At 56.5% G+C, this 17889-nt stretch carries 15 protein-coding genes; 4 read left to right on the forward strand and 11 right to left on the reverse strand.

Annotated features, from left to right (window positions below):
• The first annotated feature begins 145 nt into the window (after window positions 1–145).
• Window positions 146–859: a phosphatidylserine decarboxylase gene (locus YBN1229_RS18285; protein WP_046479618.1), complete on the forward strand. Its 714-nt coding sequence runs from the start codon at window positions 146–148 to the stop codon at window positions 857–859.
• Between the two features lie 43 nt (window positions 860–902).
• On the opposite strand, the gene YBN1229_RS18290 is transcribed toward YBN1229_RS18285, so the two are convergent.
• Window positions 903–2882 carry an ATP-binding protein gene (locus YBN1229_RS18290; protein ID WP_046479622.1) on the reverse strand — a complete coding sequence of 660 codons (1980 nt, stop codon included), beginning with the start codon at window positions 2880–2882 and terminating at the stop codon, window positions 903–905.
• Window positions 2883–2928: 46 nt separating this feature from the next.
• Window positions 2929–3789 carry a sensor histidine kinase gene (locus tag YBN1229_RS18295; RefSeq protein ID WP_244464968.1) on the reverse strand — a complete coding sequence of 287 codons (861 nt, stop codon included), beginning with the start codon at window positions 3787–3789 and terminating at the stop codon, window positions 2929–2931.
• Window positions 3790–4105: 316 nt separating this feature from the next.
• On the opposite strand from YBN1229_RS18295, the gene YBN1229_RS18300 reads away from it, so the two are divergent.
• Complete coding sequence (locus YBN1229_RS18300; RefSeq protein WP_052744077.1) at window positions 4106–5038, forward strand: hypothetical protein; 933 nt, start codon at window positions 4106–4108, stop codon at window positions 5036–5038.
• On the opposite strand, the gene YBN1229_RS18305 is transcribed toward YBN1229_RS18300, so the two are convergent.
• The gene (locus YBN1229_RS18305) at window positions 5010–6032 is read right to left on the reverse strand and encodes a hypothetical protein (protein ID WP_160298738.1); all 1023 of its coding nucleotides are present in this window, start codon (window positions 6030–6032) and stop codon (window positions 5010–5012) included. The two genes, YBN1229_RS18300 and YBN1229_RS18305, sit on opposite strands and share 29 nt — an antisense overlap.
• A gap of 252 nt (window positions 6033–6284) precedes the next feature.
• Window positions 6285–6659, reverse strand: a complete 375-nt coding sequence (locus YBN1229_RS18310) for a hypothetical protein (protein WP_046479634.1) — start codon at window positions 6657–6659, stop codon at window positions 6285–6287.
• A 237-nt stretch (window positions 6660–6896) separates the two neighbouring features.
• On the opposite strand from YBN1229_RS18310, the gene YBN1229_RS18315 reads away from it, so the two are divergent.
• Window positions 6897–7856, forward strand: a complete 960-nt coding sequence (locus tag YBN1229_RS18315) for a 2-hydroxyacid dehydrogenase (protein ID WP_046479637.1) — start codon at window positions 6897–6899, stop codon at window positions 7854–7856.
• Window positions 7857–7945: 89 nt separating this feature from the next.
• Here YBN1229_RS18315 and YBN1229_RS18320 read toward each other — a convergent pair whose 3' ends face one another.
• The 5 genes from YBN1229_RS18320 to YBN1229_RS18340 all read right to left on the reverse strand — a co-directional run bounded on the left by YBN1229_RS18320 (window position 7946) and on the right by YBN1229_RS18340 (window position 12703).
• A complete protein-coding gene (locus tag YBN1229_RS18320; RefSeq protein ID WP_046479640.1) occupies window positions 7946–8128 on the reverse strand; it encodes a hypothetical protein in 183 nt (60 codons plus the stop codon).
• A gap of 9 nt (window positions 8129–8137) precedes the next feature.
• A complete protein-coding gene (locus tag YBN1229_RS18325) occupies window positions 8138–9490 on the reverse strand; it encodes an amidase (protein ID WP_046479643.1) in 1353 nt (450 codons plus the stop codon).
• Window positions 9491–9503: 13 nt separating this feature from the next.
• A complete protein-coding gene (locus YBN1229_RS18330) occupies window positions 9504–10859 on the reverse strand; it encodes a TRAP transporter large permease (protein ID WP_046479645.1) in 1356 nt (451 codons plus the stop codon).
• Entirely contained in the window at window positions 10856–11392 is a 537-nt protein-coding gene (locus tag YBN1229_RS18335; protein WP_425284155.1) for a TRAP transporter small permease subunit, read from the reverse strand. Before YBN1229_RS18335 ends, YBN1229_RS18330 begins: the two co-directional genes overlap by 4 nt.
• 168 nt (window positions 11393–11560) lie before the next feature.
• Window positions 11561–12703: a TRAP transporter substrate-binding protein gene (locus tag YBN1229_RS18340; protein WP_046479651.1), complete on the reverse strand. Its 1143-nt coding sequence runs from the start codon at window positions 12701–12703 to the stop codon at window positions 11561–11563.
• Between the two features lie 442 nt (window positions 12704–13145).
• On the opposite strand from YBN1229_RS18340, the gene YBN1229_RS18345 reads away from it, so the two are divergent.
• On the forward strand, window positions 13146–14345 hold the full coding sequence (locus YBN1229_RS18345; protein WP_152025042.1) for a pyridoxal-phosphate-dependent aminotransferase family protein: 1200 nt from the start codon (window positions 13146–13148) through the stop codon (window positions 14343–14345).
• 91 nt (window positions 14346–14436) lie between these two features.
• Here the strand turns inward: YBN1229_RS18345 and YBN1229_RS18350 are convergent, their stop codons facing one another.
• Together YBN1229_RS18350 and YBN1229_RS18355 are read right to left on the reverse strand one after the other, a co-directional pair.
• Window positions 14437–16221 (reverse strand): SLC13 family permease, encoded by a 1785-nt coding sequence (locus YBN1229_RS18350; protein ID WP_046479656.1) that lies wholly within the window; start codon window positions 16219–16221, stop codon window positions 14437–14439.
• A gap of 90 nt (window positions 16222–16311) precedes the next feature.
• Window positions 16312–17811: a CoA-acylating methylmalonate-semialdehyde dehydrogenase gene (locus YBN1229_RS18355; RefSeq protein WP_046479660.1), complete on the reverse strand. Its 1500-nt coding sequence runs from the start codon at window positions 17809–17811 to the stop codon at window positions 16312–16314.
• Window positions 17812–17889 lie beyond the last annotated feature (78 nt).

The following is a 17889-nucleotide window of genomic DNA, read 5'->3' on the forward strand; positions in this document are numbered from 1 at the left end:
CTGTGGCGCGCGGGAGAACTCACGTGACAAGGTTCAGGTTTGAAAGCCGGCGGATCCGCAAACGGATTGTCGGTTTTCGAATTGAATAGCGTTTCAGCTTTCCAACGGGTATTCGGGTTGTGATTACCTGAGAGGAGTTTGCCACGTGCGCGAGCAATCGAGCTTTTTGGAAAGTTTGGCAGGTCATTTCGTTCCGGTTCATCGCGACGGACATAAGTTTATCGCTGTCGCGGCAATCCTGGCTCTGATCCTGTTTTTCATTTGGTCGCCGCTTGGCTGGTTGGCGGTGCTTGCCACGATTTTCATCGCCTATTTTTTTCGAGACCCTGACCGCGTGACGCCGCTCCGTGATGGTTTTGTCGTTGCGGCTGCAGACGGCATGATCGCTTCGATCGAAAAGGTTCGCCCGCCACCTGAGCTTGCGCTTGGTGATCGTGAGCGTGTGCGGATCGAGACACACCTTTCGCCGTTCGACGTGCACATCAACCGGGTGCCCGTGGCCGGACGCGTGAAGCGTTCCGTTTATATTCCCGGTGCATTCGTCAACATCACTTCCGATAAGGCAAGCGAGGACAACGAACGCCGCGCTCTGGTCATCGAGATGCCAACCGGAGATGAAATCGCGGTCGTGCAAATCGCGGGGATGGTTTCTCGGCGCATCATTACGTTTGCTCATGAGGGCGACAGTGTCGGGGTCGGGCAGCGATTTGGACTGATCCGCTTCGGATCTCGCGTCGACGTTTATCTGCCCCCGGGAAAATCTACGATGGTTGCGGTTGGCCAGAGGTCGATCGCAGGCGAAACGCTGCTCGCCGATTTGAGCTCGGATGCGCCAGCCATGGAAGCTCGGCGGAGCTGAAACCGCCAAGCTTATCGTAGCTTTGAATTAGATCTCGCAAGCTTCAACGCTGTGGGCGTTGCATAAGGCGTTCACGCAATGACTTCAGGGCTGCGCTCGTGGCGGGCGGGGCATTGGCGCGCTGTGGTTGGGGGACTGCGCGGAGCTGTGGGGGTGACGTCTGCTCCGGCGGCCGCAGAGGCTTGGCGGTGCTCGCCGGGGCCGGTTGCGCGAAGCGTGGTGCGTAAGGGGCGTGCTCGGGCAGTTCGTGGATGTTTTCGAGCGCTGGAAGGACTTCGTCGAGATTGTCGGTGCTGGTCGATGCGTATGAGGGGGACGTTGCCGACCTGTCATCCATGTCGGAAACAGCTAGACTTTCAGCAAACAATTCGTGGGTTGTCGCGGTTACTTGGCCGCTGCCCAATGAGCGCCAGCGCTCTACGATGTGCTCTAGAAGTTTCTGATCTCCGATAGATTGCTGCCAGCAGTGGGTAAACCGCGCGGCGGCTGAGCGTGGCAGACAATCTTCTGGCAGCTCATCAAAATGGATACGTACGGGGAGCGACACACCATCGCCAAATGCGATTGCTTCGCGCTGCCCCAACGCGGGTAGAAATTCGAGAAGGCCTGAACCGGGATCGGAAACTGCGGCCTTCACGATATTCTGGTCTCTATCATTGGACATGCGCAACGCGAACACGGTGTTGCACTGAGAGAGGATCGTGGGATCGATCTCGGCGGGGCGCTGAGTGACGATGCAGAGAGAGGCTCCGTACTTGCGTCCTTCCTTGGCAATGCGGGCGATGGCGCGTTTGCACGGTTCGAAGCCGAGGTCGGTGTTTGCGGGAATGTATCGATGTGCTTCTTCGCATACGAGTGTCACGGGGACTTGGCCTTCACCCCAGAGTGCGAAGTCGAACGTCATACGGCAGATGACGGAAACGACCACGTTTATGATTTCGGTCGGAAGGCCCGTGAGTTCCAGAATTGTAATCGGCTTGTTGTCTACCGGTACACGGAAAATACGGCCAAGGATTTGCGCCATTCCGTCATAGACGGTGACTGATCCGAACATGAAGGCATAGCGGACATCGGAGGATATGCTCTCAATGTGTGCTCTGAGCTGACGATAGGGCGCAAGATCCCGCTTGTTCTCGAGTTTACCCATGCGTTCGTCGATCAGACTTACGAGGTCCGAAATACGATAAGGAACGGGTGAGTCGATTGTGTAGCGGCTGGGATCAATCGATGGGCGTCGTAGCCGTTGGTTCACCGCGTCCGGGCTTCGGCCGATGCCGTAACGTGCTTTCGCGAGCGGGATCAGTTCCTGAAGGATTTCGATTTCTGCTTTGCGTGTAACGTCACCAATCAGAACTTCGACTGCTTCCTCGAATGTCAGAAGCCAAAATGGAAGTTGCAGATTTCTTGGAGAAATGACCTCGGCCCGGCCCTGGAACGCGCTCGCGTATTCGTTGTGTGGGTCGAGCAGCACAATATGGGCGGCGGGATGTTTGTCGAGAATTGCGCGCAGGATGAGTGCTGTGCCGCAAGATTTTCCGGTACCTGTCGTGCCGAGGATCGCAAAGTGCTTTCCGAGCAAATCATCGACCTTAATGATAGCCGGAATCGTGCTGTCCTGGCGGAGCGTGCCGACGCGAACGCTGTCTGAATCGAAGCCGTAAAATGCGAGCTGCAACTCACTCTTTGCGGCAACGCGAACGCGATCACCAAGTGCAGGGTAGCTCGTAACACCACGATTGAACCTCGTCTCGCTATGGCGATCTCTGGAGAGCTCTCCAACGAGGTTGAGTTCAGCGATCCAAATCTCGCCTTCGCCGTCCCGTTGTGCAGGGACGGGCACACTTAATGCGGATACGATGGCGAGCACGATCGTATTCGAGGTGTCGATAGCTAGCAATGTGCCCATTTCGGGCCGATTGCCGGCCATAGCTGGGCTGCCTTCGGCCGGAGGATCGAGCATAAGGATCGCCTTGCCACCGGTAACGGATACGATGCGTCCAATGGAGCTGTCGCCGTTCAGCATTTTAGATGCTCCGCGTTTTTGTTCAGACCGGGCGTCATTGTTCCGGTCACCGGCTCGAAGGGTCGGGGCCCGACATAAAAGTGCCGAGGGCGGCGCCGCGTCCCTGAGCTATGGAAACGTGATGAGGTGAGGGGAGGTGCACCGAGACCTGGGTGCCGCGCTCCTTCTCGCTTTCAATTTGCAGTTGGCCACCGTGGAGTTCTGTTAGCGCCTTGGCGATCGTGAGGCCGAGGCCGGTTCCTTCTTGCCAGCGCGCTCGTGATCCATCGACCTGACCAAAGGGGGTCAGCGCTACGGAAAGTTCTTCTGCACTCATGCCGACGCCCGTGTCCCGGACAAGGACTGTTACGCTCTGGTCAGGATTGCGCAGTGCTTCAATAACAACCGTGCCACCGGGCGGCGTGAACTTGATGGCGTTGGAGATGATGTTGTTAAAGATCTGCGCGAGCTTGTTTTCTTCCCCGCGGATCGTAGTCAGGCTCGGGGGGGACAGGAACACGAGCGTGATGTTCTTGCTATCGCCCAGCCGTTTTGCCGACTTTGCGCATTCCTCGAGTACAGCAGCGAGATCAATTTCGTGCTCATTGAGTGCGTACTTGCCACTCTGCATTTTCGAAATGTCGAGAATGTCGTTGATGACAGATAGCAAATGCACGGCGGCGTCATGGATCAGTGACGCGTACTCGGCGACATTCTCATCGCTCAGTTTGCTTCGGTTATTCTCAGCTAGGATTTTGGAGAAACCGATTACGGTGTTGAGTGGCGTGCGCAGCTCGTGGCTCATATTCGAGATGAACTCGGATTTGACCTTATTCGCCAGCTCAGTCTCGATACGCGCCGAGTGTTCGGCCACACGCGTTCTATGCCGTAATACCGCATCACCAAGCAATGATGCGTATTCAGACATTAATGACTTCGTATTCTGATTGTTAAACGAGCCGTTGAGCATGTTCTGGTTTGTCTCGATCGGAATGAACCGTCATGAACTCTAGGTATTAACCGATAACTACGGGTTAACAGTTTCGCGGCGGCAAGATCTTCTTTGGATGCCAGATATTGTGCTCAGATTAAGTGCAAGATGGCTGGCTTTCTGTGAACTTGTTGCACTATTGCGCTGGCTGAGTTGTGGAAAATACGCTTTGATCCGGTCGTCGGGATCTTTTGTAAGAAAAATTCGGGAAGACTTGGATGTCTTCCGGTCTTCGCTGAACCGGGGGGGGGGGATGAAGGCGTCAGCGTGCTGGCTAGTCGGTGGCCTGATGGCCAGCCTATGCTTTTTGGGTGCAGGCGGGGTGCATGCCGGGCCGGCGATTGGGCAATTCGAGATCAAGGATCTTGAGGCTGAGCCGGGGACCGTCGAGTTTCAAAGTCAAAATGCTCATTCGTGGGGGCTGCCAAAGCGCCAGTATCAGGAAGTGGCGCCTGGTGAATTCGCGTATGATGACAATAGCGTAGCGCAGCAGCGCCATGCGCTCGAAATTGAGATGACGCTCACCCACTTCTTTCGGATGCGTGTCGGCATCGAATATGAAAAAGAGCGATTGGACGACCCTGAGGGGCCGGTGTTTGCTAATGACTTTGGGGGGCTTACGCTCGACGAAATCGCCGTCGAAGGCGTGGTGATACTCATTCCGATCAAAAACAAACATGGGATTGGGTTGGGAGCCCTGACAGAAGTCGAGCATCCTCTCGAAACGGGTAGCGCTAATTCGGTCGTGTTTGGTCCAATCATTGAGGCGCAGTATGGACCGTGGTCGGCGGTAGCCAACCTGACGCTCGTGCACTTCTTTGGTGGAGATCCTGACGAACGCGATCCGAAATGGGATTTCGCCTATGCGACGCAGATTAAATACGATGCCACGGAAAACTGGGCATTCGCTCTGGAGGCCTACGGTACGGTAGACCGGCTCGGGAATAGTGGGACGCCGGATGAGACACGGGTACTGTTTGGCGACTTCGATCAACACCGCATGGGGCCGTTGATCTATTACACCTACCGTTCCGAAAACAACGCAATAGACATCGATACAGATGCAGAATTTGGTGAAGAGAAGGACGAGGGCACGACCGTTACGATCGGGGTCGGATTACTCGCCGGGCTCAATCAGAACACGCCAGAAGCCACGCTCAAGTGGAGCGTTGAGGTCGAGTTCTAACCCTTCGCGCAGTGGGCGGCATCTGGTGAGACATTGGTAGATTGCGTGGTTGGGTAAGCGCCAAATCGATATAGGCCGGTGGCCAGATACTCTTTCGTTTTCGAGGCGAGAGTAATGCAATGACTAGCGCGAAAACGATTGCACACAGTAGCCCGGTGACCAAGGAACCGATTGCTGCGCGCATTTGTGAGGTGCGTGAAACCGGTCGATCTGCCGCCTGCTCGACAATGCGTGCATCCGGCAAGTGCAACCCAAAGCTCGTGTCGGCTTGCCGCCCGGTTTCCATTTCTTCGTTGAGTTGCTGGGTGAGCGCATTGATCTTTAATGTGGGATCTGGCGCATCGATTGGATTTGCGAGTACCGTTGCTTGAGGCTGAGGGGAGGCCTTGGCCGCTCCAATCTGTGCACGCAATTCCGCGATGCGGTCTTCCGCGGCGCGCATGCGCTCTTGAGCGAGGCGTTTCTTGCGGGCTAGCTTCCGGGAAATGTAGACGTCGGCTGCAGTATCAGCGATCCGGGCGGCCAGTTCGGGATCGCTCGCTTTTGCTGTGATTGTTATCAAAAGGGTATTCCGCAAGCGTCGCGTTTTGATGAGCGCCGCTACAGTGGCCGCAGAACGGCTCAGTTTCGGATCAATAGCGAAGGTTTTGCCGTCGTCGTTTTCTCTGGCTTCGTCCATAAAATCGAAGCGCGAATTCTTTTGCTGAATCTGAGGGCTATCGCGTTGTGATGTCTCTTGCCCGCGGAGAGACATGAGGGTGGAGGGTATGCGTTGCCACAGCGGAGCCTCATCAAGAAACTCCGGTCTCTCCTGTAATTTGAGATGGACGACGACGGCCAAGGCCAGTTCGTGAGAACGGATGTCAGAGAGAGCTTTTGCGGCAAGTGCATCGTCGGCTTCGATGACATCATACGAGGCGTCGTTTGAAAGGGTGCCGTGTTTTGGATCAAGCTGGAGCGTCGTTGTTGCGGAGTAACGGGTTGGCGTTGTCAAAAAAAGGGTCAGCGAAAAGCCCGTTGCGAGAGCCGCGATGACAATAAGTCTTCGCCCCTTGATGCGCGATCCCCATTTGGCGTTGGGCCAGCGGAGCAGTTGGCCTGACCTTTTTCGCGGAAGGTTCCTAGGGTTTCGGCACTGGCGAGATGAGTTCGTCATTCAGGTTGACAGGTGAACCAGCGGCGCAAGTGCGCGAGATGCATGGTAACTGGTGGGAAACCAAGGTCGCTTCTATTGAGGTGTACGATTTCAAGCACCGCTTCGTCGCACGCTCGCGACGTTGATATTGATGTCATAGGTACATCTCAGATTGGTTTGCGGGTCCGCAGGTGCGAGCACCAGATAGGGCTGCTTGTATGCCGCATCCCAACGCGTATCGCTGATCTCCCAGAGGTTTACCCCGAGATCGCCGCGACCAATCTGCAACGCAATTGATGATGGTTTCGACCAAGCGAGACCGGCAAATTCGGCGGATTGGTTGAGCCGGTCGCGTTGACACGCGGCGATGGCATTGTTGCGGTAAGCGGCGATCAGCGCATCGGCTGTTGCAGAGCGATAAATCTGATCCTGGGCGTAGACCTTGAGAACGGCCAGAAGCGCCAGGGCAGCGATAATATATTTCATCGGTCTGATCCCCTTGGCTGGCCCGGCGTGGGTCTTGGTGGGACGGACGCCGGCTTGCGAGAGCGGGTGAGCGTGTTCCGTAATGCTCAGAGGCAAGATTCCGAATTCTTGGTAAAGAAAGCGTCAAGCTGCGGCCTTCCGCCGTCTGTTAGCCGAAATACTTGTCAGGGCCTGCCGCATGCGGCACAAGCTGCTTGGTTGAACTAAAAATCCTTATTTGAGGGAGGAGTTACGGCTATGAAGAAGCGCCTGCTAATTACGCGCCGCCTGCCGAGCGCCGTGGAAGAACGGGCCCACCGGGACTATGAGGTGGTGCTCAATGAAGACGATCATCAGATGACTCCAGAGGAGATCGCCGAGAAGGCGCGTGACGTCGACGCTGTGATGATCACGATCACGGACAAGATGCCTGAGGCCGCGGTTATGGCGCTGCCGGAGCACATCAAGATCATGTCGACGTTCTCGATCGGTTTCGACCATATCGATCTGAACGCTGCCAAAGCACGCGGCATTAAGATCGGTAACGCACCGCATGGTGTAACGGTGGCGACGGCTGAAATCGCGATGCTGCTGTTGCTCGGTTCCGCGCGCCGCGCTTCTGAAGGCGAGCACATGATCCGCACGAAGTCGTGGCCGGGCTGGGCGCCGCTGCAACTTGTCGGTCGCCGCCTCGACAACAAGAAACTGGGCATTTTCGGTTTCGGCAAGATCGGTCGCGCACTGGCGCAGCGTGCTCGTGGTTTCGATATGGAAATCCACTATCACGATATCGTTCGCGTCAGCCCCGAGCTTGAGCAAGGTGCGATCTATCATGACACTCTGGACAGCCTGTTGGCCGTGTCGGAGTTCTTCTCGATCAACGCGCCATCGACGCCCGAGACGCGCTATTTCTTCAACAAAGATGCCATCGAAAAGATGCCGCAGGGTGCGATCGTTGTGAATACGGCGCGCGGCGATCTTGTGAAGGACGAAGATGTGATCGCGGCGCTCAAATCGGGCCGTCTCGGCTATGCTGGTCTCGATGTGTTCGCGGGTGAGCCGAAGATCAATGAGGCTTACTACGGACTGGAGAACACGTTCCTTCTTCCGCACCTTGGCTCTGCTGCTATCGAAGCCAGAAATCAGATGGGTTTCGAGGCTCTCGATAATATCGATGCCGCGTTTGCCGGTAAGGAAATGCCGTTCGCGCTTACTTAAGCAGCTGACAGACGTTAGGTGTTTTGAATCCAATTGGCCCGGATCATCTCCGGGCCAATTTGTTTTTGACTGTTTGGTGGGGTAGCTGGCTAGTGGCCTTTGCTACCATTCTTGATTTTACTGAATGCCTCCCGCCAGAAATCGTATGTCACCATCAGGCCGGTGATAATCAGAACGATTTTGATATCCCAGCCCTCGACTGCGTATCCGAGGATCGCAATGAATGCGAGGTAGAGAGCGAGGGAGAATATTGCGAGCAGCTTGTCATACATGAAAGAGCCTCACGCGGTGGCGGGTTGTTGAGCCAGATGCTCGACTAGCCATTTGGCGGTGCGGAGAAGGCGGCCGTCGTCGCGACGCGGTCCTACGAGTTGGACACCGACGGGGAGGCCGTTGACTTCCATAATCGGGACTGAGACGGCGGGCATGCCGAGATAGGTCCACAGGCCATTGAAAATCGGGCTGCCTGTAATGCCTTCGTCGAGATGCGGTGCTGGGCCGGGCGCCGCAGGAGTGAGAATAACGGAGTAGTGCTCGAAGATTTCGGCAATGGCTTCGTACGCCCTTTCCCGTGACGCGATCGCTTCGATATAGGCGCGCACGGGAACTTTGACGCCTTCATCAAGCCGAACGTTCAGTTCGTCGGACAACAGGTTGCGTGCTCGGTCTTGCAGCGGTCCGTAATACGAGGCGTTCTCCGCGAGCTGTACCAAGCGCTGCCATTCGATGACGCGGGCGAGGCCGTTGAGTTCGATCTCGTCGCATTGAGCGCCGAGTTCGCCGGCCAGTTCGGTGAACGCCTCTCGCATTTCAGGATCTGCCTGATCCCAGGCTGGCGTTTTCACAAACGCGAAGCTTGGCGTGAGGGGTGGCTTGCTGGCAGCTAGCTCAACGACGTTTGGGCCACTTGCAAAATAACTTGCGGGATCGGTAGCGTCGTACCCGGCCATGCAATCGGTTAAGAGCGCTAGGTCTTCAATCGAATGGCCAAAATAGCCGACCGTATCCAGTGTGTGGGACTGCTGCAGGACGCCTGTGCGCGAGACGAGGCCGGATGTGGGCTTGAACCCGTAGATGCCGACGTAGGATGCGGGCCGCAATACTGAGCCGGCGGTTTGCGTACCAACTGCTCCGGGCACCATTAGGTCTGCAACGGCGGCTGCCGATCCTGCGGATGATCCCCCCGGTGTATGGGATGTGTTGAGTGGGTTCTTTGTTGTCGAGGGTGTGAGCAGGGCAAGTTCCGTCGTTACCGTTTTTCCGATAATTATGGCGCCTGCTGAGCGTAACGCGGCCACGCAGGTGGCATCGCGCTGGGGTCGGTTGCCCGAAAATATCGGGCAACCGTTCTCATTGGGATAACCGGCGACATCGATGATGTCCTTCACAGCAATTGGGACACCGTGAAGGGGGCCTATGCCGTTTCCGGTGCCGCGGATTTGGTCGGCAACTGTGGCTTGTTTGAGCGCATACTCGTGGTCGATGTGCGCGAAGGCGCCAATGGCGTCGTCACGTTCGTCGATCCGTGCGAGGCAGGCTTCTGTGAGTTTTTCGGACGTGACGGTGCCGTCGCGGATCGCTCTTGCCGCTTCGGTCACCGTCAGCTCATTCAGTCCACCGGCGTTTGCCGCCATGTTACCTCATCGATCAATGGCCGTAGAAATATTCGGGCATCCAAAGGGCGATGCCTGGGAACGTATACAACAGCACCATCGCCAACAGAACCATGCCCAGATAGGGCATACACCCCGCGAAGATCTGAGTCAGACGTATGTGCGGCGGCGCTATCCCCTTTAGATAGTAGGCCGCCATGGCCATGGGTGGTGTCAGGAACGATGTCTGCAAGTTCAAGGCGATGAGAATGCCGAAGAACAGCGGATCAATCCCGAAGTGCGTCACCAGTGGTAGGAAGATCGGCACGAAGATGATGATGATTTCCGACCATTCGAGCGGCCAACCGAGCAGGAAGATAATGATCTGCGTCAGGATCAGGAACATGATTGGCGAGAGGTCGAGAGAGATCACGAACTCTTTGACGAGGTTTTCTCCACCCAAGTAGGAGAAGACGGACGCGAAGGTCCAGGAACCGACGAACAGCCAGCACACCATGGCTGAAGTCCTGACGGTCAGATAAACGGATTCTTTGAGCCGTTCCCACGTCAAGGATCCGTAGGCGGCGGCCAAAACAAGTCCTCCGAGCGATCCGACGGCAGCGGCCTCGGAAGGTGTGGCGAGACCGAAGAGAATTGCGCCAAGCACGGATAGGATTAGTAACGCAAGAGGGACGAACGACGTCAGCATCAGCCAGTAGAGGGCCCAGCCCGAGATATCGGCTGTATCATCTTCGGAAGGTGGCGGCGCAATTTTGGGGTTCAGTACGGCGCGGGTGACAACATAGATCATGTAGAGTCCCGCCAGCATGAAACCGGGTAGGAACGCTCCGGCATATAGCTTTACGACTGAGACGTTGGTGGTTGCAGAATAAACGATCAACATGATCGACGGCGGGATCAGGATGCCAAGGCACCCGCCGGCGCAGATCACACCTGATGCGTAGCTGGGCTCGTATTTGGCTTTCAGCATCTGCGGATAGGCGAGAAGCCCCATGAGCGTGACCACGGCACCGACGATGCCCGTCGCGGTCGCAAATAGTGCGCATGTTAGAAGAGATGCGAGTGCCATCGACCCCGGAACGTTTTTGGCGGCGATCCGCAAGCTTGTGAACAATCGGTCGACGATGTTCGCGCGTTCGACGATGTAACCCATGAACAGGAAGAGGGGGACGGCGGTCAGCACGTCGCTGGACATCACCGAGTACGTCTGGTTGACGAACAAATCGAATATTCGGTTGTCGAATATCGACGTCATCCGTTCAGGATCATAGTAGGCGTAGTAGCCAAAGATCACGCCCATCGCCATCAACGTAAAGGCGATGGGAAAGCCGAGCATGACAACGAAGATGAAGAGTGCCAGCATCATGATGGCAACTTGCGGGTCGGTCATTTAGGCGCGTCCTTGTTGCCGGAGAGCTGCTGAGATAATTTTGCGTGGTCTTCGGCCTGATGGAGCAAGGCCGTTTCTGTTTCTTCCACGTCTGCCAGTTTGTCCGGCCAGGAGCCTGTCTGCAGGCATATGATGCAGCGACAGACTTGTGCGAAACCTTGAATGAGAAGCAGTATCCCTGCAGCAGGTATGATGAACTTGAATTGCCAGATGGGGATGTTGGCTGGGCTCATGGAGCTGACTTCGAGCCAACGGAAGGATTTGCTGGCATATTTCCAACCGGCGATGATCAATGCCAAAACGCCTGGAAAGAAGAAGATCACATACAGCACCAACTCGATGGTGGCCTGGACCCTATTCGGCCAGAGGCGATAGAAGACATCACCTCGTACGTGGGCGTCACGGGCGAGCGTATAAGCGCCGCCCATCATGAACAGGGCGCCATACATCATGTAGCTGAGGTCGAAGGCCCATGTGGTCGGGGCTCTTAGTATGTAGCGAACAAAGACTTCGTAGCTGACCCCGAAGGTCATTGCGATGATGCACCACGCAAACGCGTGGCCCACCCAAGTCGACAATTTGTCAACGGCTCGGATAAACGAAAGCACCGTTTAGCGTCCCCAAAAAATTGGACCGATACGTATAGGTCGGAAGCCACATCTGTAGCTTCCGACTTCCGGTTTAAGTCAGTCCGAGACGGGTCAGCCCATCTTCAATTTGTTTGGGAAATAGTGCTCGTAGGCCAAACGATAGTCAGCGGCATTCATCAGGTAGTAGAACGCCACACGTTCCGACCACTTGCGCTGGCTGTCGACAACTTTCTTGAAGAAGGCATCCTGTTCCAGCTTTTCGAGCACTTTGTCCCAGCTCTTAAGCTGTGCTTCCATCACCGCCTTTGGCGTACGCGCGACGGTAACTCCGTCTTCGTTCATCAGGCCCTGCAGGTCGGCAGAATAGCGATCGAGTGCGAGCGCGTAGTTTGCCGTGTTGGCAGCTTCGGCGCCGTATTCGAGGATCGCTTTGATTTCCTGTGGCAAGCCGTCGAACTTCTTCTTCGAGAAAATGATCTCAAAGAATTCAGCGGCCTGGTGATAGGAGCCCAGCATGTAGTGCTTGGAAACGTTCTGGGCACCAAACTGGCGGTCGGACGTCGGATTGTTGAACTCGAACGCGTCGATAACGCCGCGTTCAAGAGCTGGAACAATTTCGCCGCCGGGAAGCTGCGTTACAGCTAGGCCCATGCCTTGCATAATGTCGGTTGCCAAGCCGACGGTACGGTATTTCACACCGTTCATGTCTTCGGCGGTTTTGATTTCCTTCTTGAACCAGCCAAGTGGCTGTGTGGGCATCGGCATAGCGAAGAAGCCGACAACGTCGAGGCCTAGGATATCTTGGGTCAGCTCTCGATACAGTTCGCGGCCATCCTTGGACTGGATCCAGGCCAGCATCTGTGTCGCGTCGCAACCGAGGACCGGGCCGGTCCCGAAGAGCGAAGCAGCTTTGTTTTTACCGTACCAGTATGCGGAAACCGTGTGAGCCGCGTCGATGACGCCATCAGAGCAGGCATCCTGAACCTGGAACGCTTTAACAACGGCGCCGGCGGGCAGAAGGTCAAATTTGAGACGGTTGCCGGACATCGCTTCGCAGCGATCCGTGTACTGTTTTGCCATCTCCTGGAAGATGTCGGATGCACCCCAAGAGGATTGCATCTTCAGCGTGATAGTTTCTGCCCGGGAAACGTTGGGCATTGCTACTGTGCCAACCGCGGCCGTACCAGCAGCAATGGCGCTGCCTTTCAGAAAGCGACGACGGGAGACGGACTTTGTATCGGTCTTGGACGTCATAGGATTTTTTTCCTCCCATAAGGAAAAAGTGACAACAGTGCCCACGCCAAAGGTGGGGTGTTATGCGACCGGCCGTTTTCGGCTCTGGTTGCGGCTCAGCTAACCTGCCGCGCGCTTTGTATGAGTCAATTGCGCACATGTGACAATTCGTAGAGTAGCTATTTGGCAGGCATGGAGCCTTTGCAGCCTAGCCTTCGTCGCCAAACCCGTAAACGGCTTTTTCACTGCGGGTGCGGGGAGCTTGGTGGGTATCTTACGTGTGCCTGGTTTTTGTGCCGCATGGCGCCAACTTGACTGGCAGTTGCCGGAAATCCTATAGCTCTGGGCCTTAGCATGCATTTTGCCGCATCGGATTTTGCGGCTTGCGCTGTGTCTAGGAGGGACCTGCGCTGCCGTTGCGGCTTGTCATGGGCGCCGCACTATTAAACTTTAGGATGATATCATGTCGAATACGACGCGCCAGCCGGGACGTCACTTCCTTCAGATTCCAGGTCCTACCCCCGTACCTGAGCGTATTATTCAAGCGATGGCGCGTACGATCATCGATCATCGCAGCCAAGCTTTTGCCGATCTCTCGCTGCGCGTCATCAATGGCATAAAGACGATCTTCAAGACGAAGCAGCCTGTGATTCTTTATCCCTCATCCGGGACCGGCGCGTGGGAAGCGGCGCTCGTTAACACATTGTCGCCCGGCGATAAGGTGCTGATGGTCGAGACGGGCCAGTTCGCAACGCTGTGGAAGGACATGGCGGCGAAGATCGGTCTGGTGCCCGAATTCCTGCCGACCGACTGGCGTACCGGCGCTGAAGCCGATGCGATTGAGAGCGCCCTGAAGCGTGATACCGCGCATGAGATTAAAGCCGTTTGCGTCGTGCACAACGAGACGGCAACGGGCTGCCGTTCGTGGATTCAGGATATCCGTAAGGCGATGGATGCCGCCGGCCATCCTGCGCTCCTCATGGTCGATACGATTTCTTCGCTCGGCTGCTTGGACTATCGCCATGACGAATGGGGCGTCGACGTCTCCATCTCCGGGTCGCAGAAGGGCTTGATGTTGCCGCCGGGTCTTTCGTTCACGGCTGTGAGCGAGAAGGCATTGGAAGCGGCAAAGTCTGCGTCGCTGCAGCGGTCCTACTGGTCCTGGCAGGACATGATTGCTTCTAACGCCAGTGGCTTCTTCCCGTTCACGCCCGCTACCGGTCTGCTTTATGGCCTCGAAACAGCGATCACGATGCTGCACGAGGAAGGGCTCGACAATGTGTTCGCGCGTCATGAACGGCATGGCCGGGCGACCCGGGCTGCGGTTGAGACTTGGGGGCTGGAAGTCCTTTGTCGCGATCCGAAGTATTACTCGCCAGCTGTGACGAGTGTGCTCATGCCTGAAGGTTATAACGCCGATACGTTCCGGGCCTTGGTCCTGGAGAATTTCAATATGTCCTTGGGCACGGGATTGAACCGTCTTTCCGGTAAGGTCTTCCGCATTGGTCATCTCGGCGACACTAACGATCTGACGATTATGGGTGCTCTGTCGGGCGTTGAGATGGGTCTTGAGCTCGCCGGCGTTCCTCACGCCAAGGGCGGTGTGACGGCTGCTATGGCGGAGATCACGCGCGCGACCAACCAGGTGCGCGCCGCGGCGTAACGAGTGCGGGAAAACGAACTAAAAAAGGACCGCCGGTTCACAACAGTCGGCGGTCTTTTTGTTTTCAGGATACCTCGTGCGTCGAGGATGCTCAGAGTGGCCAGACGAGCAATATCATCGGTACGCCGACGGCCAGGATTATGATTTCCAGAGGTAGTCCCAGGCGCCAGTAGTCACCGAAGCGATAGCCGCCCGGTCCCATGATCAGCGTATTGTTCTTGTGGCCTATGGGGGTCAGGAATGCGCAACTCGCGGAAACCGCGACCGCCATCAAGAACGGATCTGGGTTCACTTCCAATGATCTGGCAACATCGACAGCGATGGGAGCCGCGACGAGGGCAGTAGCCGTATTGTTCAAGACGTCGGACAACGCCATCGTCAGGGCCATGATGATTGTGAGGATCGCCCACGGTGGAAGATCTCTTGCGGCGTTGACGAGGCCACTTGCGAGGACGTTCGTCGCGCCTGAAGTTTCGAGCGCCAATCCGATGGGTATGAGCGAGCCTATCAGGATGACGACAGGCCATTCAATCGTGTCATAGAGCTGCTTGATCGGGACTATGCCTGTAAGTACGTAGAGCGTGCTTACCAGAGCGAGTGCGACAGACAAGTCGACCCAGCCAACGCTCGATGCTGCGATGGCCGTTGCAAATATTCCCGTCGCTAGGGCGGCTTTGCCGGATGCGTTTACCTCAAGGCCGCGTTCAGCGAGGGGCAGAAGGCCCATCGCATCCAGAAAGGCATGGATGCGTTGCTGAGGGCCGAGCAATAGCAGGACATCGCCAGCGGACAGCGGCGTCCGGCGCACGCGCGAGGCAATCCTGCGGCCGTTTCGTTGAATGCCGATGAGCCAGATGCCGTAATTGTCAACGAGACTGAGGTTGGCGCTGGTGCGTCCTTCGATGCGTGCGCCGGGGCGGACAACGGCTTCCACGAGTTCCAGTCCGGTGCCTTCGATTTTTTCGCGTTGGTGGTCGGCTTCGACGTATGAGAGCTTGTGTTCGGACACGAACTTATCGAGCGCTTCAGCAGCCGTTTCGACCAGCAGGACATCGCCATCCTGAATCTGTATCCAGCCGGATGCGCTCGGTAAGCGATTTTTGCCACGGATCACGTTGAGCAATGTCAAGTCTCCGTCCTGACAGGCCTTCTCAAGATCGAGGAGTGGCATTCCTACGATGCTTGAATCCTGATTGACGGTGAGTTCAGCAATGTAGTCATCGAGCTTAAAGGTGCTCAACGACGCGCTGCTATCGTCGGACGGCGTGGGGATGAGACGCCAGCCAACCAGCGCGATGAAGGCAATGCCGACCACGGCAAGGACGATGCCGACCGGTGCGAAGTCGAACATCTGAAACGGTGCATCGACGGTGCGTTCGCGGAATGTCGAAATGATGATGTTGGGTGGTGTTCCGATAAGTGTAACCAACCCACCGAGCAATGTTGCGAACGAGAGCGGCATCAGCGTCAGTCCCGGTGACCGCTTCGCCTTACGAGCAGCTTCGATATCGACGGGCATCAGCAAGGCCAATGCACCCACGTTGTTCATAATGCTCGAGAGAAGGCCCCCCACACTGGCCATGACAGCTATGTGAGTGGAGATCGAGCGTCCGGCGTTCGTAATGTGGCGTGCTAGCAGCTCGACAGCGCCGGACGCCGCCAAGCCATGGCTAACGACGAGGACAAGCGCGATGATGACGGTGGCCGGATGGCCGAAGCCTTCGAATGCTTTTCCGGCCGGGACGACGTTGAGAAGTACGGCGACGATCAAAGCGCCGAACGCGACGATATCGTAGCGCCAGCGACCCCATACCAAAAGGACGAAGACGCCGGCAAGCAGGACCAGGATAGTGATCTGATCCGGTGTGAACTGCATGCTAGCCCCCCGCGTTTTTCTAGGTTTATCTACCCACCTCGACCGTGTGGGGCCGTGTCATTGACACGGCCATGCAACTTCTCGAACGGATTATTTCATGGTCGGAATGGAGAACTCCGAACCGCTGCGGATACCGGAAGGCCAGCGCGATGTGACCGTTTTGGTCTTTGTGTAAAAGCGGATTGAATCGGGACCGTGCTGATTGAGATCGCCAAATCCAGACCGCTTCCAGCCGCCGAAGGTGTGGTAGGCCAGCGGGACAGGGATCGGAACATTGACGCCGACCATGCCTATGTTGACCTTGGAGACAAAATCCCTCGCCGTATCACCGTCGCGCGTGAATATAGCTACCCCGTTTCCGTACTCATGTTCTGATGGCAAACGCAGGGCTTCGTCATAGGTTCCTGCACGGACGATTGAGAGGACGGGGCCGAAGATTTCTTCGCGATAGATACGCATCTCCGGCGTGACTCGGTCGAACAGACAACCGCCCATATAGAAGCCGTTCTCGTAACCCTGCATTTTGAAATCGCGGCCATCGACGAGGAGGTCGGCGCCTTCTTTGATACCGAGGTCTACATAGGCTCTGACCTTTGTCAGGTGAGCACTGGAGATAAGCGGACCGAAGTCTGCGTCGGCACTTGTTGATGGGCCGACTTTAAGTGTTTCGACTTTTGGAACGAGGCGTTCGAGCAGAGCGGATGCGGCTTGTTCGCCTACGGGTACGGCGACAGAAACGGCCATGCAGCGTTCCCCGGCCGAACCATAACCGGCGCCGATCAGTGCATCAGCGGCCTGATCCATGTCGGCGTCAGGCATGATGATCATGTGGTTCTTCGCGCCGCCGAATGCTTGTACGCGTTTTCCGGTGCCGGCCGCGCGCGCATAGACATATTGGGCAATGTCAGAGGAGCCGACGAAACCGACTGCAGAGATGTCGGGATCATCAAGGATGGCGTCGACGGCTTCTTTGTCGCCGTTGATGACATTGAGAATACCTGGCGGAAGGCCGGCTTCGATGAACAGTTCCGCTAGCATCATCGGTACGCTTGGATCGCGTTCTGACGGCTTGAGGATAAAGGCATTGCCGCAAGCGATAGCTGGGGCGGCCTTCCAGAGCGGGATCATTGCGGGAAAATTGAATGGTGTGATGCCAGCGACGACGCCGAGCGGTTGGCGCATGGAATACATGTCGATGGCAGGTCCGGCGCCATCGGTATACTCACCCTTCAAGAGATGTGGGATGCCGATAGCGAATTCAGCGACTTCGAGGCCGCGTTGAATGTCGCCCTTAGCGTCGGGAATTGTCTTGCCGTGCTCACGCGCGAGGACGTCAGCGAGCTTGTCCATATCCCGGTTGAGGAGATCAACGAAACGCATCATGACGCGTGCGCGCCTCTGGGGATTAGTTGCGGCCCAACCCTCTTGGGCTTCTTTTGCATTCTCAACGGCTTGGCGAACTTCTTTGGTGGTTGCCAGTGGCACCCGTGCTGCGATTTCGCCGGTCATTGGCCAATAGACATCGCCGAAGCGGCCTGAAGTTCCGGGCACATGGTTGCCGCCGATGAAGTGGCTGAGTTCACGGGTCATGATAAACGCCTGTAGTTTTATGGGCTTGGTGGAGCTTGGACAGGTGGGAGAAAACGTTCATTTCTTTCTCTACCACGG

It is taken from the genome of Candidatus Filomicrobium marinum, assembly GCF_000981545.1.
Classification (GTDB): domain Bacteria; phylum Pseudomonadota; class Alphaproteobacteria; order Rhizobiales; family Hyphomicrobiaceae; genus Filomicrobium; species Filomicrobium insigne.

What these genes read in the sequence shown, in the direction of transcription:
- YBN1229_RS18290 (WP_046479622.1), bottom strand. Translation starts at nt 2,882, where the DNA reads ATGCTGAACGGCGACAGCTCCATTGGACGCATCGTATCCGTTACCGGT.
- YBN1229_RS18295 (WP_244464968.1), bottom strand. Translation starts at nt 3,789, where the DNA reads ATGTCTGAATACGCATCATTGCTTGGTGATGCGGTATTACGGCATAGA.
- YBN1229_RS18300 (WP_052744077.1), top strand. Translation starts at nt 4,106, where the DNA reads ATGAAGGCGTCAGCGTGCTGGCTAGTCGGTGGCCTGATGGCCAGCCTA.
- YBN1229_RS18310 (WP_046479634.1), bottom strand. Translation starts at nt 6,659, where the DNA reads ATGAAATATATTATCGCTGCCCTGGCGCTTCTGGCCGTTCTCAAGGTC.
- YBN1229_RS18315 (WP_046479637.1), top strand. Translation starts at nt 6,897, where the DNA reads ATGAAGAAGCGCCTGCTAATTACGCGCCGCCTGCCGAGCGCCGTGGAA.
- YBN1229_RS18320 (WP_046479640.1), bottom strand. Translation starts at nt 8,128, where the DNA reads ATGTATGACAAGCTGCTCGCAATATTCTCCCTCGCTCTCTACCTCGCA.
- YBN1229_RS18325 (WP_046479643.1), bottom strand. Translation starts at nt 9,490, where the DNA reads ATGGCGGCAAACGCCGGTGGACTGAATGAGCTGACGGTGACCGAAGCG.
- YBN1229_RS18330 (WP_046479645.1), bottom strand. Translation starts at nt 10,859, where the DNA reads ATGACCGACCCGCAAGTTGCCATCATGATGCTGGCACTCTTCATCTTC.
- YBN1229_RS18335 (WP_425284155.1), bottom strand. Translation starts at nt 11,392, where the DNA reads ATGACCTTCGGGGTCAGCTACGAAGTCTTTGTTCGCTACATACTAAGA.
- YBN1229_RS18340 (WP_046479651.1), bottom strand. Translation starts at nt 12,703, where the DNA reads ATGACGTCCAAGACCGATACAAAGTCCGTCTCCCGTCGTCGCTTTCTG.
- YBN1229_RS18345 (WP_152025042.1), top strand. Translation starts at nt 13,146, where the DNA reads ATGTCGAATACGACGCGCCAGCCGGGACGTCACTTCCTTCAGATTCCA.
- YBN1229_RS18350 (WP_046479656.1), bottom strand. Translation starts at nt 16,221, where the DNA reads ATGCAGTTCACACCGGATCAGATCACTATCCTGGTCCTGCTTGCCGGC.
- YBN1229_RS18355 (WP_046479660.1), bottom strand. Translation starts at nt 17,811, where the DNA reads ATGACCCGTGAACTCAGCCACTTCATCGGCGGCAACCATGTGCCCGGA.